17 protein-coding genes are annotated in these 25,335 nt (G+C 72.1%); 5 read left to right on the top strand and 12 right to left on the bottom strand.

Going from position 1 to position 25,335, the window contains the following annotated elements; genetic code table 11:
• Window positions 1-187 precede the first annotated feature (187 nt).
• The 4 genes from ACFV7R_RS19555 to ACFV7R_RS19540 are packed head-to-tail and all read left to right on the top strand — an operon-like array spanning window position 188 to window position 4,070.
• Window positions 188-478 carry a hypothetical protein gene (locus ACFV7R_RS19555; RefSeq protein ID WP_385264840.1) on the top strand — a complete coding sequence of 97 codons (291 nt, stop codon included), beginning with the start codon at window positions 188-190 and terminating at the stop codon, window positions 476-478.
• Between the two features lie 36 nt (window positions 479-514).
• Entirely contained in the window at window positions 515-1,351 is an 837-nt protein-coding gene (locus ACFV7R_RS19550; RefSeq protein ID WP_385264837.1) for a hypothetical protein, read from the top strand.
• 17 nt (window positions 1,352-1,368) lie between these two features.
• Window positions 1,369-3,306, top strand: a complete 1,938-nt coding sequence (locus ACFV7R_RS19545) for a fumarate reductase/succinate dehydrogenase flavoprotein subunit (RefSeq protein ID WP_385264835.1) — start codon at window positions 1,369-1,371, stop codon at window positions 3,304-3,306.
• Window positions 3,303-4,070, top strand: a complete 768-nt coding sequence (locus tag ACFV7R_RS19540; protein ID WP_385264832.1) for a succinate dehydrogenase/fumarate reductase iron-sulfur subunit — start codon at window positions 3,303-3,305, stop codon at window positions 4,068-4,070. The genes ACFV7R_RS19545 and ACFV7R_RS19540 overlap by 4 nt, the downstream gene beginning before the upstream one ends.
• Before the next feature lie 63 nt (window positions 4,071-4,133).
• Here the strand turns inward: ACFV7R_RS19540 and ACFV7R_RS19535 are convergent, their stop codons facing one another.
• Window positions 4,134-5,051: a class I SAM-dependent methyltransferase gene (locus ACFV7R_RS19535; protein ID WP_385264829.1), complete on the bottom strand. Its 918-nt coding sequence runs from the start codon at window positions 5,049-5,051 to the stop codon at window positions 4,134-4,136.
• A gap of 177 nt (window positions 5,052-5,228) precedes the next feature.
• On the opposite strand from ACFV7R_RS19535, the gene ACFV7R_RS19530 reads away from it, so the two are divergent.
• Window positions 5,229-6,806 carry a hypothetical protein gene (locus tag ACFV7R_RS19530; protein WP_385264827.1) on the top strand — a complete coding sequence of 526 codons (1,578 nt, stop codon included), beginning with the start codon at window positions 5,229-5,231 and terminating at the stop codon, window positions 6,804-6,806.
• Between the two features lie 193 nt (window positions 6,807-6,999).
• Here the strand turns inward: ACFV7R_RS19530 and ACFV7R_RS19525 are convergent, their stop codons facing one another.
• From ACFV7R_RS19525 to ACFV7R_RS19475, 11 genes are all read right to left on the bottom strand, one after another.
• Window positions 7,000-9,603 carry a SpoIIE family protein phosphatase gene (locus ACFV7R_RS19525; RefSeq protein ID WP_385264825.1) on the bottom strand — a complete coding sequence of 868 codons (2,604 nt, stop codon included), beginning with the start codon at window positions 9,601-9,603 and terminating at the stop codon, window positions 7,000-7,002.
• Window positions 9,604-9,811: 208 nt separating this feature from the next.
• Window positions 9,812-10,273 carry an ATP-binding protein gene (locus tag ACFV7R_RS19520; RefSeq protein ID WP_385264823.1) on the bottom strand — a complete coding sequence of 154 codons (462 nt, stop codon included), beginning with the start codon at window positions 10,271-10,273 and terminating at the stop codon, window positions 9,812-9,814.
• 104 nt (window positions 10,274-10,377) lie between these two features.
• Window positions 10,378-10,779 (bottom strand): (deoxy)nucleoside triphosphate pyrophosphohydrolase, encoded by a 402-nt coding sequence (locus ACFV7R_RS19515; RefSeq protein ID WP_385264820.1) that lies wholly within the window; start codon window positions 10,777-10,779, stop codon window positions 10,378-10,380.
• Between the two features lie 41 nt (window positions 10,780-10,820).
• Entirely contained in the window at window positions 10,821-11,009 is a 189-nt protein-coding gene (locus ACFV7R_RS19510) for an SPOR domain-containing protein (RefSeq protein ID WP_129801297.1), read from the bottom strand.
• A 333-nt stretch (window positions 11,010-11,342) separates the two neighbouring features.
• The gene (locus tag ACFV7R_RS19505; protein ID WP_385264817.1) at window positions 11,343-12,095 is read right to left on the bottom strand and encodes a GntR family transcriptional regulator; all 753 of its coding nucleotides are present in this window, start codon (window positions 12,093-12,095) and stop codon (window positions 11,343-11,345) included.
• A 169-nt stretch (window positions 12,096-12,264) separates the two neighbouring features.
• A complete protein-coding gene (locus ACFV7R_RS19500) occupies window positions 12,265-13,410 on the bottom strand; it encodes a DUF4190 domain-containing protein (RefSeq protein WP_385264815.1) in 1,146 nt (381 codons plus the stop codon).
• Between the two features lie 218 nt (window positions 13,411-13,628).
• Window positions 13,629-15,200, bottom strand: a complete 1,572-nt coding sequence (locus tag ACFV7R_RS19495) for a S8 family peptidase (RefSeq protein ID WP_385264812.1) — start codon at window positions 15,198-15,200, stop codon at window positions 13,629-13,631.
• A 229-nt stretch (window positions 15,201-15,429) separates the two neighbouring features.
• Window positions 15,430-16,260: an oxidoreductase gene (locus ACFV7R_RS19490; RefSeq protein ID WP_385264810.1), complete on the bottom strand. Its 831-nt coding sequence runs from the start codon at window positions 16,258-16,260 to the stop codon at window positions 15,430-15,432.
• A 39-nt stretch (window positions 16,261-16,299) separates the two neighbouring features.
• On the bottom strand, window positions 16,300-17,397 hold the full coding sequence (locus ACFV7R_RS19485; protein ID WP_385264807.1) for an alpha/beta fold hydrolase: 1,098 nt from the start codon (window positions 17,395-17,397) through the stop codon (window positions 16,300-16,302).
• The gene (locus ACFV7R_RS19480; RefSeq protein WP_385264804.1) at window positions 17,394-19,787 is read right to left on the bottom strand and encodes a thioester reductase domain-containing protein; all 2,394 of its coding nucleotides are present in this window, start codon (window positions 19,785-19,787) and stop codon (window positions 17,394-17,396) included. Before ACFV7R_RS19480 ends, ACFV7R_RS19485 begins: the two co-directional genes overlap by 4 nt.
• A partial coding sequence (locus ACFV7R_RS19475) for an HAD-IIIC family phosphatase (RefSeq protein ID WP_385264802.1) occupies window positions 19,780-25,335 on the bottom strand: 5,556 nt, incomplete at its 5' end. The genes ACFV7R_RS19480 and ACFV7R_RS19475, both read right to left, overlap by 8 nt.

Below are 25,335 nucleotides of genomic sequence, written 5' to 3'. Positions count from 1 at the left end.
CACAGGGCGACACGGCGGCGACGGCCCGGAAGCTCACCCGTGTGGCGCAATGCACCACGGGATGCACCCACACGCCTCGGCCAATCGGTGCACGTCCCTTCCCAGCAGCCGGTGTGACGCGCAACACTCGCAGGCGCATGACCGTTGCCGCCCACGGCCGCACAGCCGACGGAAGTGAGGTCACGTCATGTCCGTGCACGACGAACTGATGTCAGTCCAGCGGTGTCTCGACGACATGTCCCGGTCGGTGAGCCGCCTGGAACAGCAGCTCGGCAGCGGCGGGCTCGACATACGGCGGGTCCGCACCGACTGCGAGCACCTGCGTGAGAGCGTCGCGCTGCTGCGCGAGGCGACGCACGCCTCGCCCTCGGCCCGGCGCCCCGAGCTCGTCACGATCTCCGACGCCCCCTACGACTACTCCCTGTGGACGGACTCGGACGACGAGGGTCTCGGCGCCCGCGACCGGCACGCACCCTGAGCCGCCTCAGCATCCCGAACCGACCGGAGTCATACGTTGGCCACTGGTACGGAACCCACAACCACAGATCCCCATCCGCCCGGCGGCGGCGTCCACGCCGCCCCGCGCGCCGCGATCGCCGCCCCGCACCTGCGCACCGACCGCTGGTGGCTGGCGCCGGCCGCCACGGCCGCCGGGCTGCTCGCCTTCGTCGTGTACTCGACCTGGCGGGCCTTCGCGAACGCCGACTACTACGCGGCCCCGTACGTCTCGCCCTTCTACTCCCCCTGTCTGGCGGAGAACTGCGAGCCGATGAAGGCGGGCCCCAACTGGGAGCTCTTCGGCAGTTGGTGGGGGATCTCCCCCGCGATCATCATCCTGATCTTCCCGCTCGGCTTCCGCCTGACCTGCTACTACTACCGCAAGGCCTACTACCGGGGCTTCTGGGCGTCCCCGCCGGCCTGCGCGGTGGCCGAGCCGCACAAGAAGTACACCGGCGAGACCCGCTTCCCGCTGATCCTGCAGAACATCCACCGGTACTTCTTCTACGCGGCGATCCCGGTGGCCGGCATCCTGACCTACGACACCGTGCTCGCGTTCCGCGACGAGCACTACGACTGGGGCCACATGGGCCTCGGCACCCTCGTGTTCCTGGTCAACATCGTGCTGATCTGGGCGTACACCCTCTCCTGCCACTCCTGCCGGCACATCGTGGGCGGCAAGCTCAAGCACTTCTCCAAACACCCCGTGCGCTACCGGATGTGGCAGTGGGTCGGGAAGCTGAACGCCCGCCACATGCTGCTCGCCTGGACGTCGTTGGTGAGCGTGGCGCTCGCCGACTTCTACGTCTATCTCGTCGCGTCCGGTGTCTTCGACGATCCGCGCTTCTTCTAGATGGGTGGGGCCTTCTGATGTCCGTGGTGGAGCGACAGGAGTGGGACGTCGTCGTGGTCGGCGCGGGCGGCGCCGGGCTGCGGGCCGCGATCGAGGCGCGCGAGCGGGGCGCCCGTACGGCCGTGATCTGCAAGTCGCTGTTCGGCAAGGCGCACACGGTGATGGCCGAGGGCGGTATCGCCGCCGCGATGGCCAACGCGAACCCGCACGACAACTGGCAGGTGCACTTCCGTGACACCCTGCGCGGCGGCAAGTTCCTCAACCAGTGGCGGATGGCCGAGCTGCATGCGCAGGAGGCCCCGGACCGGGTGTGGGAGCTGGAGACCTGGGGCGCCCTGTTCGACCGTACGAAGGACGGCCGGATCTCGCAGCGCAACTTCGGCGGCCACGAGTACCCGCGGCTGGCCCATGTCGGCGACCGCACGGGGCTCGAGCTGATCCGCACCCTCCAGCAGAAGATCGTCGCGCTCCAGCAGGAGGACTTCAAGGAGACCGGGGACTACGAGTCCCGGCTGAAGGTGTTCCAGGAGTGCACGGTCACCCGCGTCCTGAAGGACGGCGGGAAGGTCTCGGGCGTCTTCGCCTACGAGCGTGAGTCCGGCCGTTTCTTCGTCCTGGAGGCCCCCGCGGTCGTGATCGCCACGGGCGGCATCGGCAAGTCCTTCAAGGTCACGTCGAACTCGTGGGAGTACACCGGCGACGGCCACGCGCTGGCCCTGCTCGCCGGCGCTCCCCTGCTGAACATGGAGTTCGTGCAGTTCCACCCGACGGGGATGGTCTGGCCGCCCTCGGTGAAGGGCATCCTCGTCACCGAGTCGGTGCGCGGCGACGGCGGGGTGCTCAGGAACTCCGACGGCAACCGGTTCATGTTCGACTACATCCCGGACGTCTTCAAGGAGAAGTACGCCGAGACCGAGGACGAGGCCGACCGCTGGTACGAGGACCCGGACAACAACCGGCGTCCCCCGGAGCTGCTCCCCCGCGACGAGGTCGCCCGGGCCATCAACTCCGAGGTCAAGGAGGGCCGCGGCTCCCCGCACGGCGGTGTCTTCCTGGACGTGTCGACACGGATGCCCGCCGAGGTGATCAAACGCCGGCTGCCGTCGATGTACCACCAGTTCAAGGAGCTGGCCGACGTCGACATCACGGCCGAGGCGATGGAGGTCGGGCCCACCTGCCACTACGTGATGGGCGGTATCGCCGTCGACTCCGACACCGCGGCGGCACGCGGGGTGCCGGGGCTGTACGCGGCCGGTGAGGTGGCCGGCGGGATGCACGGCTCCAACCGGCTCGGCGGCAACTCGCTGTCCGACCTGCTGGTGTTCGGCCGCCGGGCGGGACTGCACGCCGCCGAGTACGCGACGGGGGCGGCGGATCGTCCGCGGGTGGACGACGTCCAGGTGGACGCCGCGGCCGCGGAGGCGCTGCGCCCGTTCTCGGCCGAGGCGGAGGCGGAGGAGCCGGCCGGCGGGCCGCCGGAGAACCCGTACACCCTCCACCAGGAACTCCAGCAGACGATGAACGACCTGGTCGGCATCATCCGCCGTGACGCGGAGATGAAGCAGGCCCTGGAGAAGCTGGCCGAGCTGCGGGTACGGGCCCGGCGGGCGGGCGTCGAGGGCCACCGCCAGTTCAACCCGGGCTGGCACCTCGCCCTGGACCTGCGGAACATGCTGCTGGTCAGCGAGTGCGTGGCGCGGGCCGCGCTGGAGCGCACGGAGTCGCGCGGCGGGCACACCCGCGAGGACCACCCGACGATGGACCGCAGGTGGCGCCGTATCAACCTGCTCTGCCGACTCACCGACCCCACGGGCGGGCTGGCTGCCACGGACCCCGTCCGCGGCCAGATCGCCCTCACCCGCGAGACCACCGAACCCATCCGTCCCGACCTGCTCGCCCTCTTCGACAAGGAGGAGCTGGTCAAGTACCTCGCCGAAGAGGAGCTCTACGAATGAGCAGCTACGAGGCGCGCTTCAAGGTGTGGCGCGGGGACGCCGACGGGGGCGGCCTGGAGGACTTCAAGGTCGAGGTGAACGACGGAGAGGTGGTCCTGGACATCATCCACCGCCTCCAGGCCACCCAGGCCCCCGACCTGGCCGTGCGCTGGAACTGCAAGGCGGGCAAGTGCGGTTCGTGCTCGGCGGAGATCAACGGGCGGCCCCGGCTGCTGTGCATGACCCGGATGTCGGTGTTCGACCGCGAGGAGACGATCACCGTCACTCCGCTGCGGGCCTTCCCGGTCGTACGGGATCTCGTCACCGACGTCGGCTTCAACTACACCAAGGCGCGTGAGGTCCCGGCGTTCGTGCCGCCCGCCGGGCTCGGGCCGGGCGAGTACCGCATGATGCAGGAGGACGTGGACCGGTCACAGGAGTTCCGTAAGTGCATCGAGTGCTTCCTGTGCCAGGACACCTGCCATGTGGTCCGTGACCACGAGGAGAACAAGCAGGCGTTCGCCGGGCCGCGTTTCCTGATGCGGGTCGCCGAACTGGACATGCACCCCCTGGACGCGGCGGCGGACACGGGGCTCGACCGCAAGCGCACCGCCCAGGACGAACACGGCCTCGGCTACTGCAACATCACCAAGTGCTGTACGGAGGTCTGCCCCGAGGGCATCAGGATCACGGACAATGCGCTGATCCCGCTGAAGGAACGGGCCGTGGACCGCAAGTACGCCCCGCTCGTGTGGCTCGGCGACAAGATCCGTCGCCGGTCCTAGGTGCCGCGGCAGGCGACGTTCCGCCCCTCGCGACGGGGCGAACGTCGCCTGCCGCGGCACTGGTCAGCGTGAGGCCCGCAGATACCCCGAGTGGGCCACCTGGCCGAGGAACTCCAGACGGGTGTCGGTGGTCATGTGCTTCTCGAAGGCCTCCTTGATGCCGGGCCACTTGGGGTGCCCGAAGTCGTCCAGGACGACGATGCCGCCGGGCGCGACGATCTGCTCGGCCCACTCCAGGTCCTTGGCGACGCCTTCGGCGGAGTGGTCGCCGTCGACGATGATCACGCCGTAGGAGCGGTCGGAGACCAGGGCACGCACCTCGGGGTCCTCGGAGAAACCCTGCTGTATCCGGGCCCCGGCACCCGGTGCGCCCACCAGCGCCAGATTGGTGCGCACCGCGGCCTCGCGCACCGGGGTGCCCGAGGCGTCCTTGCCCATGGTGGCGCCGGGCTGGAGCTGGGTCCCGGCGAGCGGGTCGACGATCGTGAGGCGCGGGTCGCGTCCCGCGCGCTCCATCATCCGGATCAGGGCCGCGCCGAACATCCCGTAGAGAGTGCCGATTTCCAGGATGTCGTCGTTCGGCGGGTCCAGCAGCGGTACGGCGGAGAGCTTGCCGCAGATGTTCATGGTGCCGCCGGCGATCCGGCCGACCCCGAGCGCCTCCATCGCGATGAGCAGCCGGAACGCCTGGGCGACGTTCCGCTCCGCGCCGTCCGCGTCCCCGGTCACGTCGGTCAGCTCTTTGATGGTGCGGTTGAGATGGGGGGCGGACGGCAGCCGCGACGCACCCCGGCCGGTCCCGTCGAAGAACAGCTCCAGCGGGCGCTGGCGGGCGCGCAGCCGCTTCAGCTCCTGCTGCGAGGCGTCCTGGGAGGCCTGCCCGACGGCCCGGCGGACCTGCCGTTCGATGCGCTGGTCTATGAGGTCGGCGATCGGACGCAGGGCACGCCGGGCCGCCTTGCTGGTGAGTAACGCTCGCATGGATGTCTGACCCTCACAGGAATAGGAGAAGTGGACCCTAGGCCTCCCACAGGTGGTCCACAACAAACTAGGACACCTGAAGAGGGAAAGCCCGTGTGACATCCGAACAACGAGTCGGTGACCGCATCGGACGCACTCCGGTCGCGGGCCCGCATTCCCGGTCATACGCTCCGAAACGTGACGTCATCCCGGTTCCGGGGCCGGCCGCGGCAGGCCGGACCCCCCACAGGGGCGCGCCTGGCGCAGGCGGCGCTCGGTGGTGCGATCGCGGTGATGTGGCTGTGTCTGCTGGTGCCGGCGACGGACACCGGCGCCAGGGGCGGGCCCGGGCCGGGCGCGGTCGCGCAGGAGGGGGACGGGACGTACACCGCCGACCTGGTGCTGCCGCTGATCGCGGCGGTCACGGCGGTCGCGCTCGCCGCGTACGGGTACGTACGGCGCACCCGGCGCACCCGCACCCGGACGACCCCCGGCGGCGCCCTCCCCGGCCCGCCGCCGCAGCCGACGCTCGACCGGTTCGACCGGCAGTCCCGGGCGGCGCTGGTCGAGGCGGACGACTGCGTACGCACCAGCCGGGAGGAACTCGCCTTCGCCGGGACCCGGTTCGACGTCTCGGACGCCGAACCCTTCGGGCGGGCCCTGCGGGAGGCCGAGGCCGAGCTGTCGGCCGCCTTCCGGATGCGGCAGCGCTACGACGACGGAGTGCCGGGCGAGGAGTCGGCCCGTCGGCAGGTGCTCGCCGGGATCGTCGGGCGGTGCGCGGAGGCGGGGCGACGGCTGGACACGGAGGCCGCCGGGTTCGATGTGCTGCGCGGCCTGGAGCTGGGCATCGGTGCGGCGCTGGAGGTCGCGGAGGCGCGCTTCCGGCAGCTGGCGGGGCGTACGGGGACGACGGAGGCCACCCTCGGCGACCTCGCCGAGCGGTACCCGCCCGGCGCCACCGCCTCGGTCGTCGGGTACGTCGAACAGGCCAAGGACCGCCTGGTGTTCGCCACGGTCCGTCTCAACCAGTCCCGCCAGCAGGCCGACCTGGGCAATGCCGACCTGGCCGCCGCCCACCTGCGCGCCGCCGAGGGCGCGATCACGCAGGCCGCTGTCTTCGTGGACGGCGTCGACCGGCTCGCGCAGGAGCTGACGACGGCTGCGGGCCTGGTGCCGGGGGCGCTCACGGGGGCGGAGGCGGAGCTCGCGGGCGTGCGGGAGTGGCTCAGGGGGGAGAGGGGAGCGGGCGGCGGGCCGGATGTTCCCGTGGGTGAGGTGCGCGCCCGTCTCGCGCGCGCCGACATCGTCCTGGCCACCGTACGGGAGGAGCTGACCTCCGGGTCCTACGACCCGCTCGACGCCCTGCGTCGGATCGCGGAGGCCGTCACGCCGCTCGCGGCCGGGCGGGCCGGGGTGATTCCGGCCGCCGCCCTGCTGGTCGCGCGCAGCAGCACCGGCGCCGCGGCCGACTTCGTCAGCACGCACCGGGGGGCGGTGGGCGCCACGGCCCGGACCCGGCTGGCGACAGCCGAGGCGCTGCTCGCGGACGACGACCACCTGGCGGCCGACGCCCGCGCCGGGGAGGCCCGGCACCTCGCCGAGCAGGACGTACGCGCCCACGGCACGCCGTACGCCGGTTCAGGCGCGCACGCGATCGGCGTCGGCGGGGCGGTCCTCGGCGGGATCCTCCTGGGCGGCGACCCGGACGGCGGCCCGCCCGCGAGCTTCGGGGGACCGCGCACCCGGGCACGCAGGCGGCCGAGTCCCCCGTAGGCCTGCCCCCCGTCAAGCCGCGGGCATTCGTGCCTCCCCCAGTGCCTTAAGGGCCTGGGAGGTGCCCCCAGGGCGATGGGGGTCCCCCCGCTCGAGCGAAGCCGAGAGTGGGGGAGGGTGGGCGCGGGCGGCACCCCGTAATCGCCGGGCTGCGCGACCCACCTCCCGCTCAGCCGCAACGCCGTTCCGGCGCTCAGAACAGGCTCAGCAGGGCCTCCGCCGGATCCGCCACGCCGTTCTCGCCGTCCGGCAGCGGGAGTTCGAACCACACCGTCTTGCCGCGATGTGTGCGGCGGGAGCCCCACGCGGCCGAGAGCAGGCCGACGAGCTGGAGGCCGCGGCCGCCCTCGTCGGTGTCGCGGGCGCGGCGGCGACGGGGCTGGACGAGGCCGGAGTCCCAGACCTCGCAGACCAGGGTGCGGTCCAGCAGGAGTCTCAGCCGGATCTCGCCCTCGCCGTACCGCAGGGCGTTCGTCACCAGCTCGCTGACCAGCAGCTCCGTTGTGTCGACCAGCGGCTCCAGGTCCCAGCTGAGCAGCTGGCCGCGCGCGTACTCGCGGGCGCGGCCCACGCTGCGCGGCTCGCGCGGCAGCGTCCAGTCACCGACGGACTCGGCGGGCAGGCCCTGGACGCGGGCCATGAGCAGGGCGATGTCGTCCTCGCCGTGGTGGCTGTCGAGGGTGTTGAGGACGTGGTCGCAGACGTCCTCCAGCGGGCGGGACGGGTCGGTCAGCGCGCCGACGAAGGCCTGCAGGCCCTCGTCGAGGGGGTGGTCGCGGGATTCGACCAGTCCATCCGTGTAGAGCGCCAACAGTGCACCTTCGGGCAGTTCGACCTCGACCTCCTCGAAGGGTTCCCCGCCGACACCGAGCGGCATGCCGGGCGGTACGTCCAGCATCAGGGCCGGCTCGCCGGGTTCGACCAGGACCGGCGGCAGATGGCCCGCGTTGGCGAAGGTGCAGCGCCGGGTGACGGAGTCGTAGACCGCGTACACGCAGGTCGCGAGATACACCTCGGACAGGTCCGCCTCGCGGGGGCGGCGGGCGGCGCGGGTGGCCTGCTGGATGCCTCCGGGGGTGCCGAGGCCGCGGGCGATCTCGTCCAACTGGGAGAGGACTTCGGCCGGTTCGAGGTCGAGCTGGGCCAGCGTCCGTACCGCCGTGCGGAGTTCGCCCATCGCGACGGCGGCGCGCAGACCGCGGCCCATGACGTCGCCGACGACCAACGCCGTGCGGTGGCCGGGCAGTTCGATGACGTCGAACCAGTCGCCGCCGACCTCGCTGGGGCGGCCGGTGGAGGCGTTCCCGGGAAGGTAACGGCAGGCGATGTCCAGGCCGGAGGCGACCGGGTCGCCGGGCGGGAGCAGGGACCGTTGCAGTATCAACGCGCGTTCGTGCTCGCGCCGGTAGAGGCGGGCGTTGTCGATACAGACGGCGGCCCGCGCGGCCAGCTCGACCGCGAGGGCCCGGTCCCGGTCGCCGAACGGCTCGCTGCCCTTCGTACGGGAGAACTGGGCGAGCCCGACGACGGTGTCGTGGGCGACCATCGGCACCGCGAGGGTGGACTGGACGAGGCCGCCCTCCTCGGCGGGGACGGTCTGCGGGCGGGCGGTGCGCAGGGCGTCCGCGCAGGGCGAGTTGAAGGGGTAGTGGTGGACCGCGCCGACCTTGACCGGCGTGCCGGTGCCCGCGAAGGGGATGTCGGAGACGGCGCTGGCGAAGGCGACGCGGCGCAGTTCGGCGCTGCCGTCGGCGAGGCCGGGCGGGGTCTCGTCGCCGGCCAGGAGGCCCTGGTAGAGGTCGACGGTGGCCAGGTCGCAGAAGCCGGGGACGACGACGTCGAGGAGTTCGCGGGCGGTGGTCTCCAGGTCGAGGGAGTTGCCGATGCGGGCGCCGGCCTCGTTCAGGAGGGCGAGATTGCGCCGGGCGGCGGCTGCTTCGCGGGCGGCGGCGCGGCGGGCGGTGATGTCGGTTCCGAGCCAGGCGATCCCGACGGGGCGCCCGCTTCCGCTGTGCACGCGGTAGAGGTTGACCGACCAGTGACGGCGGTCCTCGGAACCGGGCACGAAGCCCGTGACGTGCATGTCCGTGATGCTGTTGCCGGTCTCCAGGACCCGGCGCAGCGTCGCGGCGACCCGCTCGGCCTCGCCGCGCGGCAGATAGTCGTGGACGCCCTTGCCGCGGTGGTCGTCGGGTGTGCCGCCGAAGACCGAGGCGAACCGCTGGTTGGCGCGCCGCACCCGCAGTTCGGAGTCGATCAGCAGGAAGCCGAACGGTGATTGACCGAAAATGGACTGCGAGGCGGCGAGATCCGTCTCGATGCGCCGCAGCACCCGGACGTCGACGACTATGCAGACGGCCGCCTTCTCGCCGTCCTCGGTGCGCGTCGGCATCACATAGACCTCGGCGAGACCCTCGCCCCCGCCGCCGTCCGCCGTCTCCGGCAGCCGGAAGGGGACCACGCCGGTCCACTCCCGCCCGTCGAGGATCTCGGCCATCTTCCGGTGGCCCTGCTCCAGCAGATCGGGGTCGATGAAGGCCGCGATGGGGTCCATGCCTACGGCCCGCTCCGCCGGGATGCCGAAGAGGTTCTCGGCGCGCAGGCTCCACTGGTCGACGAGCCCGTCGGGGCCGATGGAGAAGGACGCGACCTTGATGTAGTCGTACATCGAGCCGGGCGGACTGCTCTGCCACATGGGGTCGCCGGGCCGCACCTCACCGGAGGCACCCGCGGCCTCCGTCCTCGCGCCGTCCGACGGGTCCTCGGACTCCGTGGCCTTCGCTGGTATCTCGCTCACGCGAACCGTCCCCTCCAGCTCACCGCGCCCGGCACCGGTCACCGGGGGCGGCTGCCCGCAGTATCCAGCACTACGGTGCCGCACAACACGGTGTTCACGATCACAGAACGGTCCAGTTGGTTTTCGGACCGTCCTGCGAGAACACTTCCACTCTTCTAACCAGGGGACACGCCCTCGAATCACGCCTTCCGGCAAGTCCGGTCCGGATTCAGGTCGGTACGGCGAGCTCGAACCACACCGTCTTGCCGGATTCGCCGGGCCGGGTGCCCCAGCGGCGCGCGGAGGAGGCCACCAGTTGCAGGCCGCGCCCGTGCTCGTCCTCGGGCCGGGCGACCCGTTCGCGGGGCGGGTCGGGCAACGGGTCGGAGACCTCCACCAGCAGCACGTCGGGCAGGTCCGGGGGGCGTACCAGGCGGACGCCGATGGGGCCGGTGGCGTGCCGCAGGGCGTTGGTCACGAGTTCGCTGACCAGCAGGGCCGTGAGGTCACCGACGCTGTCGAGACCCCAGCCGTGCAACTGGCGGCGGACGTTGTGCCGTGCGGTGCGCACGGCACCCGGGTCGGCGGGAAAGGTCCACTCGGCGCGGCCACCTTCGGTGTCGATCACGCCGATCACTTCCCGGGCCAGAGAACCCACCCATGCCTGGTTTTGTGGGGTTAATTGGCACATACCCGATATGCGGGACCCAGTACCGCCGGGGAGCGCGCACTGTGGCACGAACGGCGTACGGGCACGGCACTGCACGCGGGGTGGCACAGGCCGGCGTCAAGGAGTCAGCCACTCAGGCGGGCGGCCACCTCACGTACGGCCGGAACGTCCTGGTCCAGCCAGTCGACGTCCCAGAGTTCGCCGGGCGCGAGCCAGCGCAGTTCGTCGTGGTCCTCGAGCGGCTTGGGGTCGGGAGAACCGGGGCGCAGTCGGGCGGTCCACACATGCAGAACATACGGTGGCTTCAGGTCCCACTCCCCCGGCACCCGCTCAACAGCCTCGGCCTCGACGCCGAGTTCCTCCCGCAGCTCACGCACCAGCGCGGCATCCGGCGCTTCGCCCGGCTCGACCTTGCCGCCGGGCAACTCGTAACGCCCGGCCAGTTCAGGGGGTGCACTGCGGCGCGCGGCGAGCAGTCGGCCACCGTCGAACAGGGCGGCCCCCACCACCACGATCCGTTCCTTCATGCGCCGGAGCCTACGTCAGGGCCCGAGGGCGGCGTCGCGGCTCAGGTGCCGTCGTCGGTGTCCTGGCTGATGCGCTCGACCCAATAGAGCTGCTTGTGCCCGCGGTTGTCGAGGCTGTCGGCGATCTTCTGGGCCTCGGCCCGGGTCGCGTACCGGCCCACGCGGTAGCGATTGCCGCCGTCGTCCTGCCGTATGACGAGCCAGGGCAGAGTCACCGTGCTGTCGTTCATCGCGCCCCTCCGCTTCCCGCCCTCGGCCCGCGCGCCCCGCCCGCTAAGGAAACCGCAATCCGCATATGCCCGAGCCTACGCCTAACCTTCACGCAGCGAATACGGCTTTTCACAAAGAGGTACGCAACAAGCCAGGCGCGAGGGGGCGCACGGCGTCGAACGCGCCGTGCGTACGCATCCGCGCATCCGGTCGGCGGCATGGCGGGCACGCCCGGGGTCACCTGCGAAAACGTCCGGAATCGAACGGCGCGCGCACCGGCTCCCGGCGCGCGCATGCCGGGAGCAACTGCCGCAGGGGCGTGCGCCGCCGGGCAGGGGTCGGAAAGATGTGCGCTATCTCACCGGGAGGTGGTACGAGACCCGGTAGCGGTCTGCCGGGATCACCACGTCGGCCGTCTCGACGGGGCGGCCGGAGGCGTAGAAGGTGCGCTGGACGACGAGGACGACATGCCCGGGGACTCCGCCCAGGGCGAGGAGTTCCTCGGCGAGTCCGGGGCGGGCGCCGACCTCCTCGGTGACGTTGTCGACGATCACGTCGATGGCCGCCATGCGCTCGACGACACCCATGCCGCCGAGGGGGCCCTCCTCGGGCAGCATCACGGGCGTGCGGCCGGTGACGGCGATCGGCTCCCAGGAGGTGGAGAGCATCAACGGCTCGCCGCTCTCCCGGAACAGGTACTTGGTGCACATCACGCGGTCGCCGGGCCGGATGCCGAGCCGCTCGGCGATCGCGCCGCTCGCCGCGGTCTGCTCGCTGCTGGACTCCCAGGTGCCGCGCGCGGCGGCGTCCGCCTGCTCCTGCCGGAAGGGGGTGGCACCGCCGTCCGGGCGGAATCCGGAGCGGGCGACGGACCGGGGCACGGGCCGCTCCCGCACGTACGTCCCGGAACCGGAGCGGCCCTCGACCAGCCCCTCGGCCATCAGGACCTTGCGCGCCTCGAGCGCGACCGTGTCCGAGACGCCGTACTCCTCGCGGATTCTGGCCTGTGACGGCAGGCGGGTGTGGGGTGGCAGCAGACCGTCGACGATCTTCTTGCGGAGATCACCCGCGACACGCAGGTACGCCGGCTGCTCACCGAATGTCACTGGCCGCTCCCATCAGGTTGTACAGACAGCAACAGCGTGGCAACCCTGGGTTCCACCAGGCAAGCAAAGGCCAGAGAATCACTCGATGTGATGACTTGCGCGCGGGGAGGGCTGTGCCCAGGCGCTTTCTCCCCGTGTTCTCCCCGCTTTCTCCCCGCTGTGGGGGCGATCACACGTCGGCGTCGGAGTCACCCGGGTCAGTGGCGTACTCGGGCGGGCTGGTGTCCAGGCCCAGAGCCTTGCGCGCGGTGATGGTGGCCTGCCCGTCGTAGAACGCGTACCCCTCGTCGTAGTGCACGTAGAAGGTGTCCGCGTCACCGGCGGCGGCCGCCTTCGCCCACTGACCGCGCGCGGAGTCGAGCTCCTTCACCAGGTCGGCGAGGGGCTGTTCGGCCCGGGCGGGCCAGCTGTGCTCACCCAGCGTGCCGCTCTGCTCGGCGAGCACGTCACCGACCTCGCCCGCCCAGGTGCGGTTCGCCGCCAGGTCCTCCTCGGGGTACTCCTCGGGCTCCTTCTCCATCACGGCGTCGATGGCGCGGGCCGTCTCCAGGAAGGCGAGCTGGTCGGCGTCGAGGGTGGCCGCGTCGGTGCGCAGCGAGCCGGTCAGGGTGCCCTTCTCGTCGGTGTTGCCGAAGATGCAGGTGATCTCGCGGTCGCCGAGCCCCCAGCTCTGACGGGTCGGGGTCAGGTAGTAGACGTCGACGTTGTCCGGCAGCGCCCAGGTGTCCATGGCGTAGTCGCCGCGCAGGGCATAGCACTTGTCGTCGGCGACGCTCGTGATGTGGTCGTCGCCGGGGAAACTGCCGCCCGGCAGCCGGACGGTGGCGAACACCTCGCCGTCGTGCCTGCCCGCGCAGGGCACCACGTCGACGTCGTAGGTCATGCCCTCCAGGGAGCCGCTGGGCACGTCGAAGCACTCGCCCTTGTCCGGCGAGACGGTCGCACTCTCCCGCGCGCTCTCCTTGAAGCCCTCCCAGAAGTCGGACACGAAGCCCGTCGAGAGCGACAGGACCCACAGCGCGAGCCCGACGGACGACAGCACGGACCCGACGACCGCCATGCCCTTCCCGCGCTCGCCCCTGCGTCTGATCTGACGCAGCGCGATCAGGCCCAGCACCAGCCCGACGGCGGGGAGGAAGCACAGGATGCCGAGGACGAGGGCGGCGATGGCGACGCCGTTGACCGGCGCCTGCGGCGGGTACGGACCCCAGGCGCCGTACGGCGGCGGCGCGTAGGGGCCCTGCGGGTGGGGAGCCGGGTACTGGCCCTGGGGGCCCTGGGGTTGATGGGGCCCGGGGGGCGGAGGGATGGACACGGGTACCGGGCTCCTGGTTCGGCCGAGGATGCAGAACAGTCGTACGACTTGGCGCATGGTAAGCGCTGGGCCGGCGCCGTGGCGGGGCTCCCCTGCACGCTCGGACGCCGAGCACGATCTGCTCGCACACCTGGCGGACGAACCTCGTCCTCGCGGCGGGCCGGGTCACCGACCCGAAGCCCCTCCGCGAGGACGAAGATGACGGTACGTCAGGAAGGTCAGAACTGGAGCGCCCAGGCGTCGATCCGCCCGGTGTCGAGGTTAGCGTTGTCGCTGACCCTCAGCTTCCACGTGCCGTTCGCGGTCTCCGAGGAGGCGTTGACGGAGTACGTGGTGTCGATGTTGTCCGCACTGCCGCCGGTGCCGTACCCCTTGAGCGTGTACGCGGTGCCGTCGGGGGCGATCAGCTGGACCTGGAGGTCGCCGATGTACGTGTGGACGATGTGGACCTCGACGGCGAGCGCGGAGGGCGCGTTGCCGGAGACGCCGGAGACGGTCACCGGGGACTCGACCGTGGAGTTGTCGCTGATCGCGAAGTCACCGGTGTTCTCGAAGCGCGGGCCGGGCGGGGTCGGGGTGCCGCCGCCGACGTACAGGAGCCGGTTGGGTGAGCCGGTGCCGGGGCTGGTGACGACGTTGGGGGTGGCCGCGGAGGTCAGCGCGGTGGACACCTGGGCGGGCGTGGCCGTGGGGTTGCCGGCCAGGTACAGCGCCGCCGCTCCGGCGACGTGCGGGGTCGCCATCGACGTACCGGAGATGGTGTTGGTGGCCGAGTCGCTGGTGTGCCAGGACGAGGTGATGGACGAGCCCGGCGCGAACAGGTCCAGGACCGTGCCGTAGTTGGAGTAGCTCGCCTTGGCGTCGCCGGACGTGGTGGCGCCGACCGTGATGGCCTCGGTGACGCGGGCGGGGGACCGGGTGGAGGCGTTGGTGGTCTCGTTGCCGGCCGCGACGGCGAAGGTGACGCCGGAGGCGATGGCATTGCGTACGGCGGTGTCGAGGGCGGTGTCGGCGCCGCCGCCGAGGGACATGTTGGCGACGGCCGGCTTGACCGCGTTCTGGGCCACCCAGTCGATGCCGGCGACGACCTGGGCGGTGGTGCCGGAGCCGGAGTTGTTCAGCACGCGGACGCCGACGATCCGCGCCTTCTTGGCGACGCCGTAGGCGTTTCCGGCGACCGTGCCGGCGACGTGGGTGCCGTGGCCGTTGCCGTCCTGGGCGGTGTTGTCGTTGTCGACGGCGTCGTAGCCGTAGGAGGCACGGCCGCCGAAGTCGCTGTGGGTGATGCGGACGCCGGTGTCGATGACGTACGCCGTGACGCCCTGGCCGGCGGTGTCCGGGTAGGTGTACGAGCTGTTCAGCGGGAGGTTGCGCTGGTCGATGCGGTCCAGGCCCCAGGAGGGCGGGCTGGGCTGGGTCGCGGCGACGGTGAAGGTGCGGTTCTGGACCACGGAGGCGACGGCCGGATCGGCGGCGAGACGTTTCGCCTCGGTCTCGGAGGCCTCGATCGCGTAGCCGTTCAGGGCCTTCTTGTAGGTGCGCTCGATGACGGCGCCGTACTTCTTCGCCAGGGCGCGTCCCTCGGCGGAGCCCGAGCGGGCCCGGTCCGCCTTGAGGGTCACGATGTAGCTGTCGGCGACGGCGTTCGCCGCGCCTTCGTACTGGATACGGCCTTCGGCTGCCGGGGCCGCACCGGCGGGGAGGGCGGCGACCAGGCTCGCGGCGAGTGCCGCGGTGGTCGCGAGGGCTGTGGCCGCCAGTCTTCGCCGGGTATGACGCATCACTGCCATCTGAGGGGTCCTCCTCAATCGGTGGTGCGCTGGTGTGGGGTGGCGCCCAGATGAGCAGGAACATGTCAATTCTTGGTGGCTCACCCGTGCGTCAGCCGAAAGATTGAGGCTTCCACAGGAATTGCACAAGGGCCCTGCACAGATGTAACCGGCAGGCCATACGGCCGACATGACGAACCGTCAAGACCCTCCTGAAGACGAAGCAGCCACCAGGAGGGCCCGCACCGGATCACTCGTCGAACGCGGTGCTCCGGGTGCTCTTCTCCCAGGCGGTGACCTCGGCCCGCACCTGCTCGAGGTGGTCGAGGACGGCGGTGACCGCGTCGTCGCCGAGCGGCAGGCGCAGCGGCGTCTCCTCCGCGTCCAGGGCGGCCAGGATGACCGCCGCCGCCTTCGCCGGGTCGCCGGCCTGGGTGCCGTCGCCGCCGGAGACGTACGCACGCGTCTGCGCCACCTTGGGGTACACGCCGCTGTCGGCGCTGAAACCGGCCCGGCCGCCCTCGAACAGCGAGGTGCGGAAGGCGCCCGGCTCGACGATCAGCACCTTGATGCCGAACTCCCGCACCTCGTCCGCGAGCGCCTCCGACATGCCCTCCAGGGCGAACTTCGTTCCGCTGTACGCCGAGAAGCCCGCGAACGACAGCTGCCCGCCCACGCTGCTCATCTGCACGATCGCGCCCGAACGCCGCTCGCGCAGATGCGGCAGCACCGCCCGCACCAGCGCCGCCGGGCCGAGGACGTGCACGTCGAACAGGGCGCGCAGCTCGTCGTCCGTCGTCTCCTCGAAGGCGCCGACATGGGTGCGGCCGGCGTTGTTGACCAGGACGTCGATCCGCCCGTGCCGGTCCACGACGTCGCGTACCGCGGCGTCGATCGCGGCGATGTCGGTGACGTCGAGCCGCAGCGGGTCCACGCGGCCGGGGTGGGCGGCCACCAGGTCGTCCAGCGCTTCGGGGCGCCGCACTGCGCCGACGACGGTGTCGCCGGCGGAGAGCGCCGCCTCGGCGAGGGCGCGGCCGAACCCGCTGCTCGCGCCCGTGATCAGCCAGATCCTGCTCATACAGCTCCCTTTGCCTTCTTCGGTCCTGGCCGCACGGTGTCACACGCCGGTGTGCACGGCTCGGCATTCGTCCAGGAAGTCCACGATGTGTCCGAACACGTCCAGGGCCGCGTTGCGCCCGATGAACGTGTCGAGGTGGCCGTAGCCCGGCACCTCGACGTAGCGGACGTCCATGTCGGGGTAGCGGCTCGACAGGACCTCGTGGCACAGCTTGTTGGAGTCGTACCAGAAGCGGTTGTCGCTGCCGGACAACAGCAGAAGAGGTGCCTCGATCTTGCCCGCGTTGTCGAGCGCGTTCTTCGGCAGCGCGTCGTAGCGGCCGTCGCCGTCGTTGAACCGCATCATCGTGTGGGCCAGTTCGATGCTCCGCAGGTGCGGCAGGATCCACATCGGCACCGTGCCGTACAGCTCGGCGAGGCGGTCGTGGGTGCGCACGTCGAGGTTGTCGTGCTCGAACAGCGAACCGCCCACGCCCCACGAGTCGTTGTGCAGGATCTGGCAGGTGGGGTCCTTGCACTCGGCGCCGAGCGAGACCTCCGCGTACAGCAGCGAGTACTTCGACCACAGCCCGACCTTCTTGAAGTCGGTCGGGATGTTGACCAGCCGGGACCGCAGCAGCTCGCCGCCGAAGTGCAGCCGCACCCGGGTCTTCCAGGACATCTTCGGTGTGAGGAACACCCCCTGCGCGACGACGCCGGCCAGCCCCGGCACCAGGCCCGCCGCCATGCTCAGCGACAGGCACATGGCGCCGATGCAGTGCGCGACGACCAGCAGCGGGCGGCCGTCGATCCGCTCGCGGATCAGGGACACCGCCTCGGGGATGTCGTAGAGCGCCACGTCGTCGAAGGTGTAGCGGACCCGGCCCTCGTTGTAGGGCAGCCGGCAGCTGCCCCGCCAGTCGAGGAGCCACGGCTCGTAGCCGGCGTCGAGCAGGACGTCGACCAGGTTGCGGGTCTCCGGCAGCAGGAACATGTCCGCCGACGCGGTCAGGCCGTGCAGGACGAGCACGGCCGGGCGTTCGGAGTCGTCGCCCTCCGCCGCGACCCGGCACAGGCCGAGCTCCGTGCCGTCGGAGGCGGTGAAGGGGATCTGCTCGATCGCGGCGCCGAGATCGGTGTGCAGGGGCCTCGGCGTCATCGGATCTGCTCCCTCTGGATCATCAGCTTCCTGATCTTGTGCTGCAGTTTGTCCTTCTCCCGGTCGATCGCGTCCCGGCGCAGATCGAGCAGTTCGGCGCCGGCCCGCAGGGACGGTTCCGCCAGCCCCATGCCCACCTGCACGAAGAACCAGGACAGCCACGCCAGCTTGGCCAGCCGCTGCTCCTGCGAGGACAGCCGGGGGTCGACCTGGATGCCGTCGATCTGGTCCGGGACATAGCTCTTGCCGGGCACGCGGACCACACCGGCGAGGACGGCCGGCCCGCCCTCGCGGCCGATGGTGATCTCCAGCGTGCGGGTCTGCTTCCAGAAGTCGCGACGCGCGCGGGCCGTCTTCCAGCCCTCCAGCCACCACCGGCCGCCGTCCTGGTCCTGCAGCAGCAGGCGGTAGCGCAGCAGCGGATGATCGCTGCCGTGCATGCGCGGGACACCCTCGTCGGGGCGGACCCAGATCTCGCCGTCCACCACCGTCAGCGGCTGCGGGTGCAGCCGCTCGCAGGTCACCTGGCCGCGGACGTCGACCTTCCGGTGCCGTACGACCTGGTACATGCTCGCGATGGACAGCGTGAACGCCATCCGGCACCGGGTGTCGGGCGCCTCGCCGACCGGGCCGACGTGTCCCTTCATCCGCTCGCGGAACGACAGGTACGGCGGGTCCTCACGGCTGGGCAGCCGGGCCACGCCGTCCTCGGCCATCCGCTCGAAGGCCTTCAACTGGGCCTGCGAACCGTAGCGTTCGGGCGCGGGCAGGCGATGCCGGGCCAGGAACGCCTCGGTGCGGTCGGCGCCGGCCGCGGGGCCGAACATCAGCGCCTCGAAGAGTTTCACCGCGGTGGGGCTGCGCAGGATGCGGACCAGGAAGTCGAGTTCGGGCACCGGGTCCGTCTCCTGGCGGCGCAGCAGGTCGTCCCGCCAGTCCCGCCAGTTCGCGACCCGGACGTTCATCCCGGCCAGCTTCATGTCCTTGACCAGCTCCGGCAGGGTCTCCGCACGGCCCGTCAGGTTGTAGTTCTGACCCCATGCCTTCGGGTCGAACACCACAGCGGCGGCGACCCGGCTGATCCAGTCCACCGGCGCCAGGTTCATGAACTTGAACGCCGGCACGGTACGGAAGCGGGAGAACGCGCCGATCAGACCCGTGCTGAGGTCGCGCGGGTTGTACACGCCGGTACGGGTGTGCCCGCCGATCGCGCCGGGGCGCAGGAACGTCACCGTCAGGCCGTGCTCGCGGGCCCGTCGCAGCGCGGCCTCCGCGGCCCACTTCGACTTGTCGTAGCCCGCGAACAGGCGGTCCACATGCGCGACCGGGTCGTCCTCGCCCATCTTCTCGATGCCGACCTCGTTGAACACGGCCACGGACGAGATGTGGTGCAGGGGCTTCGGGCGGCCGGTCATCGCCAGCTGCGCCAGGTGCAGCGGGCCGAGGACGTTGGTCTGGCGCAGCGAGGGATAGCCGCGCAGGAAGTCGACCGCGGCGGCGACGTTGACGATCGAGTCGGCCTCGCGGGCGAGGCTGTCCCAGCGGTCTTCGGTCAGTCCGAGCCTCGGCTGCCGGAGGTCCGCCGCCAGCACCGTGACCCTCCGGCGGACCTCCGCGGACCACGGCTGGTCGAAGCTCGCCAGCGCCTCGCCCAACCGCCGTTCGGCTGCCTCGTCGTCGGCCGCGCGCACCAGGCACACCACATGGGCGTCGCCCTGGCGCAGGAGGTCGAGGAGCAGATGGCTGCCGAGGAAGCCGGTGGCGCCGGTGAGCAGGATCCGGCGCGGCGGCACCGGGTCCGCCTGACGGCTCCACGGCAGCCGGTCGGCCAGCGCGAGGTCGGCGAGGATCATGTCGAGGTCCTCGTGGACGACGTCGGCCGCTGCGTCCCGTACGGCCAGGGCGGCGCCGGTGGGTGCGCTCGGCTGCGTCGGCAGTCCGGCGGCTGTGGCCCAGCGCTGGGCGAGGCGTCGGGGGCGGGCGTCCGCGAAGACGTCGTCCAGGCTGACGCGGACGTCCAGCTCCCGCGCCATCAGCGCGACGAGTTCCACCGCGTCCACGGAGGACAGACCGGCGTCGAAGAGGTCCGTCTCCGGGTCGGCAGAGGTGCCCGGGAGGAAGCGGGCGGCCCGGGTGGCTATGGCGGCGGCCACCTGGTCGACGGTGGGGGCGGTGCCGGGGGCGGCGGCCGGGGGGTGCGGGCCGTCGGTCGCGGTGCGCCCGTCGTCCGTGACCTCGCCGGCAGGTGCCGGAGGTTCGGCCGGGCGGCGGAAGCGGGACAGCAGGTCGGCCGCCTGGGCCCGGCCAGGGCCGCGGCGTTCGATCACCTCCTCCTCGGGCCGACGGCTGACACTGCGGTTGCGGCTGGTGCCGCTTCCCGCCTCAGACATTGCTGACCTCCGCTGCGGTGTTCGGTCCGAGGTCCCAGGAACGGAACTCCCGGAGTTGCGCCGGCGTCATCGCCGTCTCCAGCCGCGCCGCGTCGACGTCGCCGCCGCCGAGGCGGGAGACCAGACGCCGGGCCGGAATGTTGCGTGGGGTGTGCTCGGCGACGAGGCGCACCGCCTGGCACCCGAGGGCCTCGGCGCGGTCGGCCAGCCACTGCAGCAGCCGGTCCTCCACCCCGCGGCCGAGCACCCGGCAGCTCATCATCCAGGCGACCACCTCGAGCACGTCTCCGTCCTGCCGTACGGCCAGCACGCCGATCTGCCCGTACGCGCCGAACCGGTCGCTCGCGGTCGCCGTCCACACCTCGCCGTCCTCCTGGAGCCGGGCCAGCGCGGCCGGATCCAGGGCGAGCGGCCGCAGGTTGAACTGGTTGGTACGGCGGCTCAGTTGGACGGTGCGTTCGGCGGTCTCGGCGGAGACCGGCCGGATGTCCAGTTCCAGCCGCAGGTTCGCCAGGAAGTCGGCGAAGCTCATCTGCGCGCGGGCCTCGTCGCGTACCTGCTCCTGGCGGTAGAACTCGGCCCGCGCGGCGTCCTCGGCCGTCGCCGCCCGGGGCACCATCGGCCACAGCCGGGTGACGAAGCCGTCCAGTTCGTCGGCGCTCGGGCAGGTCACACAGAGCACCTCGGGCAACTGGGCGCGGACACCGGCGATTTCGACCGGGTTGTCGTCGAGGAACAGGAAGCTGTCCAGCCCGAGCCGCAGCTCCTCGGCGATCTTCAGGATCCGCGTCCACTTCGGCTCCCACGCGGCCGAGATCGCCGCGAAGTGCTCCCGGTGCAGCAGGCTGTCCGGCCGGTCCAGGATGCTGAGCACGGTCTCCTCGTCGTTGTTGGAGACCATCGCCAGCAGCACGCCCGCCTCACGCCAGCGCAGCAGCCGCCGGGCGAGCAGTGCCCGGGCGCCGGTCAGGTCGACGTTCTCCGGCCCGACCTCGCCGGCCACGCCGCTCCACAGCGTCTCGTCGCCGTCGACGACGATGACCTTGGGTGCCCGGCGGCGGATCCTCCAGACGACGTCGGCGAGCCGTAGCGCCACGTTCGCCTGGAACTCCTCGTGGAACGGCAGGTGGGCGATCGCGTCGGTCGTCTCGTTGAACATCTCGTCCGGCGGGTAGTCGTCGCCCCACGAGTCCGAGGTGAGGACGGCGATGCCCGGCTGGTCCTGAAGCCGTGCCACCACCTGCCGTTCCCACGCCCGCAGCCGCTCGTCGGACCGCTCCGGCAGGAAGCCCACGACGAGCGGCTTCTTCGTGCGTTCGGCGAGGGCGCGCAGCGCGGCGGGGTATTCGTCGGCGAGTTCGGCCAGCAGGTCGCCGGTCGTCGGGCCGAAGCGGGTGAGGTCACCGGGGCGCAGCAGCACCAGGCCGGCGACGGTCGAGGGCTGGGCGAGGACGCTGCCCGGGTCGTGCAGGCCGGCGAGTACCTGGTGGTAGGGGGCTTCCACGACGTCGAAGGGCCCGCCTTCGACGTCGGCGTCCTCGAGGGCGACCCCCAGCATGGCCGGGAGGTTGCCGAGGGCGAACGTGGCGGCCAGGGCTATCTGACCCGGAGGTTCGGGGGTGGGCGCGGGGAGGGGTGCCGTGTCCTCGGGTGGCGCGACCAGGGTGGCCGGGTCCTCGGCGATCTGCGCGGCCAGCGCGAGGTAGTCCCGGCCGAGGGCGGCGCAGCTCGCCTCGTCGAGGACGTCGACGTTGTACTCGAGGCCCACCTTGCCGAGCCCGGGCATGACCGTGATCATCAGGTCGAGGTCGGAGTGGCCGGTGCCGGCCGGCAGGACCGTCATGCCCTGTGCCGTTCCGACCTGCGGCGGCATGTAGTTGAAGTACAGCTCGACCAGAGGCGCGTTACGGCGGTGGAGCCCTTCCTCCACGAGCGCGGACATGACGTCGAAGAACGTGACGCCGCGTTCGAGCACCCGGCTGAGGCGGCTGTCGGTGCGCCGCAGTACGTCGGCGGTGTTCTCCTCCGGCGCCACCTGGGCGGCGAACGGGATGGGCAGCCCGAAGTAGCCGATCGCGTCGAGGGCGCCGACGTGCATCCGGGTGTCCACCGGCACCGCGAGCACGAACCGGTTCCGGTCGCGCAGCCGGGCGAGATGCACGGTCAGTGCGCCGAGCCAGAACGCGGCCGGGGTGATCCCGAGGCGGCCCGCCCGGTCCGCCACCCGGTCCTGCAGGTCCTGCGGCAGATCCACCAGGAGCATGGCGGAGCGGTACGACCGCTGTCCGGGCCTCGGCCGGGCCAGTTCCAGGTCGAGCCGTTCGACGCCGGTGAACTCATCGCGCCACGGCTCCGACGGGCCGCGGTCGTCCGCCGGACGCGCGGCCTGGGCGCGCAGCAGCAGCTCGATGTCGCGGTTGGACACGACGGCGGGCGGCCGGGTGCCGCCGAGTGCGGCGGCCAGTTCGTCGGCCAGCAGCATCAGCGAGGCCAGGTCGGAGACGGCGTGGTGGGCGCCGAACACCAGCACCTGGTCGCCGGACGGGTGGGCGAGCAGTTCGAACCGCCACAGCGGGGACACCGCGAGGTCGAAGGGCGGTTCCATCAGTTCCTGGAGCCGCCGGTCGACGTCGGTGCCCTCGTCCACCGCGGACCAGCGGAGCAGTTCGCCGGCCGGGTGGCGCCGTACCTCCAGCTGCCGTCCGCCGTCGGCGTCCGGGACGATCGCGGTACGCAGGGCCGCATGCCGGGCGGCCAGATCGGCGATCACCTCGGTGAGGCGGTCGCGGGTGGTCGGGGTGGTGAGCCGGACGGCGAGCCCGATGTGGTGGGTGACGCTCGGTGTGCCGTGCTGCTCCGCGCGCAGCAGTCGTACGACGTCCCGCGTGGCCGGGTGCAGGACGACCTCCGGTACGTCCTCGGCCTCTGCCGTGCCGGCGCCTTCGGCTTCCGGTGCGGTGCCGGCCTGTGCGTCGTCCGCGCCGGCGACGAGATGGTCGGCGATGTTCTCGATGCTTGCGCCGTTGAACATCTGCGCGATCGGCAGGGTCCGGCCGAAGTCGGACTCGATCAGGCTGCGGGTCTGCATGGCCATCACGGAGTCCAGGCCCTGGCCGACGAGTGGCACGGTGACGTCGAGTTCCGTCGTGTCGAAGCCCATCGTGCTCGCGAACCGGTACCGCAGCCGCTCCACCACGTCGGCCCGGGAGTCCAGTGCCACGCGCCCGGCGCCGCCGTTCTGCCGCCCGCTGCGGGCCACGGAGACCCGGCGGCGCGGCGGGAACAGTCCGGCCAGCAGCGGCGGGAGCAGGTTCGGCTCGCTGGTGCGCAGGACGGGCAGGTCGAGGGCGACCGCGACGAGCACGGCGTCGGCCGCGTCCCGGCTCAGTGCGGCGTCGAGGAGGGTCAGGCCCTGTCCGGTGCCGAGAACGGTGATGCCGCCGCGGTTGATCCGCTCGACGTCGGCCTCGGCCAGGTGCCCGGTCATGCCGGTGGTCTCCGCCCACAGGCCCCAGGCCAGCGAGAGTCCGGGACGCCCGCCGCGTCGGCGCTGCTGCATGAGGGCGTCGAGGAAGACGTTGGCGGCGGCGTAGCTGCCCTGCCCGGCTCCGCCGAGGATCCCGGAGACGGAGGAGAACACCACGAAGGCGGCGAGTTCCGTGCCGGCGGTCAGCTCGTGCAGATGCCAGGCGGCGTCGATCTTCGGCCGCAGCACGGCGTCGAGCCCCTCGGCGTCGATGGACTCGATCACGCCGTCGTGGAGCACGCCGGCCGAGTGGATGACGGCGGTCAGCGGATGCTCGGCGGGTATGTCCCGCAGCGCCTGCGCCAGTTGGGCGCGGTCGGCCACGTCACAGGCGCGGATGCTGACCTGCGTCCCGGCGGCGGCGAGTTCCGCGCGCAGCGCCTCGGCCCCGTCGGCGTCCGGGCCACGGCGGGACAGCAGCAGCAGATGCCGGGCGCCGAGACCGGCGACATGCCGGGCGACCTGTGCGCCCAGCCCGCTCGTCCCGCCGGTGATCAGCACGGTGCCGGTGCCCAGCGCGGCGGCTGCGCCGTCGGTACGGTCCGTCGCCTGGCGGCGCAGTACGGGCATGTACGTCCGGCCCCGGCGGATCGCCAGTTCGGGCATGTCACCGGTGATTCCCAGGTCGGTGACGTCCGTCAGCCCGTCCCAGGTGCCGGAGTCGACGTCGACGAGGACGATCCGGCCGGGGTTCTCCGTCCGGGCGGCCCGGACCAGGCCCCACACGGGCGCGTGCACGAGGTTGACCTCAGCGCCCTCGTCCTCGGCGCCGGTCAGCACGGCCCCGCGGGTGAGCACGACGAGGCGGGCGGAGGCGGGCCGGTCCTGGGCCAGCCACGCCTGCAGCCCGTCGAGCGTCTCGTGCAGCACGGCCCGCGCCCGGGTCACGACGTCCCCGGCATCCGGCCCCGGGTCGGCGGCCTGCAGCAGCGTCAGCTCCGGCGCGGTCCCGTCGCTCCCGGCGTCCGCGGTGCCGTCGTACGCGGACCACTCGACGGACAGCAGCGTCTCCGTGCTGCTCTCCGGGGTGGTGAGGTCGCCGGCCGTCACGGGGCGCACCAGCAGCGAGTCGATACGGGCGACCGGCGTGCCGGCCGGGTCGGCCAGTTCCACGGTGAAGGTGTCGCGTCCGGCGGGCGCGACCCGGACGCGCACCTCGGTGGCGCCGGGCGTGTGCAGGGTGACGGTGCCGAAGGAGAAGGGCAGCGGCGTCCGGCCGTCCAGCCCGTCCACGGCGGCCGCCTGCAGTGCCGCGTCGAGCAGGGCGGGGTGCAGCCCGAACGTCGCCGCCTCCTCCGCCTGCCGGCCGGGCAGCGTGACCCGGGCGAGGATCTCGTCGCCGAGCCGCCACACGTCGGACAGGCCCTGGAACGCCGGCCCGTACTCCAGGCCGGCGGCGGCCATCGTGTCGTAGTGCGCGGCGGCGTCCAGCCGCTCGGCGCCGGCGGGCGGCCACGCGGTGCCGTGCAGCGGCCCGGTGGCCTCCGTGGGTGCGCTGCCCTCCTCGGTGAGGACGGCGCTTGCGTGATGGGTCCACTCCCCGGTGCCGTCGGGCCGGCGCGGGCGGGAGTGGACGTCCACCGGCCGACTGCCGTCCTGCCCGGCGCCGACCTGCACCTGCACGTCGACCTCCGCGTGCTCGGGAAGGGACAGCGGTGCGTGCACGGCGAGTTCACGCACGTACGGGCAGCCGACCTCCTCACCGGCGCGCAGGGTCATCTCGACGAAGGCGGTTCCGGGCAGCAGGACGGTGCCGAAGACGGCGTGGTCCTCCAGCCAGGGGTGGGTCGCGCGGGACACGCGTCCGGTGAGCACGACGTCATCGCTGCCGGCCAGCCGGACCGCCGCGCCGAGCAGCGGGTGCCGTACGGTACCCAGTCCGGCGGCACCGACATCGACGGTCGTGGCGGCGGCGGGCCGCCAGTAGCGCCGCCGCTGGAAGGCGTACGTCGGCAGATCCACCAGCCGACCACCCTGCACCCACGGCGACCAGTCGACCTCGACACCGGCGACGAACACCTC

Source organism: Streptomyces sp. NPDC059866 (genome assembly GCF_042731325.1).
Classification (GTDB): Bacteria; Actinomycetota; Actinomycetes; order Streptomycetales; family Streptomycetaceae; genus Streptomyces; species Streptomyces flavusporus.
The sequence above is the reverse complement of the archived record's forward strand: the minus strand, read 5'-3'. Positions and strand labels throughout refer to the sequence as shown.

Excerpts from the sequence above, each read along its gene's own strand:
- ACFV7R_RS19555 (WP_385264840.1), top strand. The coding sequence starts at position 188 with ATGTCCGTGCACGACGAACTGATGTCAGTCCAGCGGTGTCTCGACGAC.
- ACFV7R_RS19545 (WP_385264835.1), top strand. The coding sequence starts at position 1,369 with ATGTCCGTGGTGGAGCGACAGGAGTGGGACGTCGTCGTGGTCGGCGCG.
- ACFV7R_RS19540 (WP_385264832.1), top strand. The coding sequence starts at position 3,303 with ATGAGCAGCTACGAGGCGCGCTTCAAGGTGTGGCGCGGGGACGCCGAC.
- ACFV7R_RS19535 (WP_385264829.1), bottom strand. The coding sequence starts at position 5,051 with ATGCGAGCGTTACTCACCAGCAAGGCGGCCCGGCGTGCCCTGCGTCCG.
- ACFV7R_RS19520 (WP_385264823.1), bottom strand. The coding sequence starts at position 10,273 with ATGTGCCAATTAACCCCACAAAACCAGGCATGGGTGGGTTCTCTGGCC.
- ACFV7R_RS19515 (WP_385264820.1), bottom strand. The coding sequence starts at position 10,779 with ATGAAGGAACGGATCGTGGTGGTGGGGGCCGCCCTGTTCGACGGTGGC.
- ACFV7R_RS19510 (WP_129801297.1), bottom strand. The coding sequence starts at position 11,009 with ATGAACGACAGCACGGTGACTCTGCCCTGGCTCGTCATACGGCAGGAC.
- ACFV7R_RS19495 (WP_385264812.1), bottom strand. The coding sequence starts at position 15,200 with ATGGCAGTGATGCGTCATACCCGGCGAAGACTGGCGGCCACAGCCCTC.
- ACFV7R_RS19490 (WP_385264810.1), bottom strand. The coding sequence starts at position 16,260 with ATGAGCAGGATCTGGCTGATCACGGGCGCGAGCAGCGGGTTCGGCCGC.
- ACFV7R_RS19485 (WP_385264807.1), bottom strand. The coding sequence starts at position 17,397 with ATGACGCCGAGGCCCCTGCACACCGATCTCGGCGCCGCGATCGAGCAG.
- ACFV7R_RS19480 (WP_385264804.1), bottom strand. The coding sequence starts at position 19,787 with ATGTCTGAGGCGGGAAGCGGCACCAGCCGCAACCGCAGTGTCAGCCGT.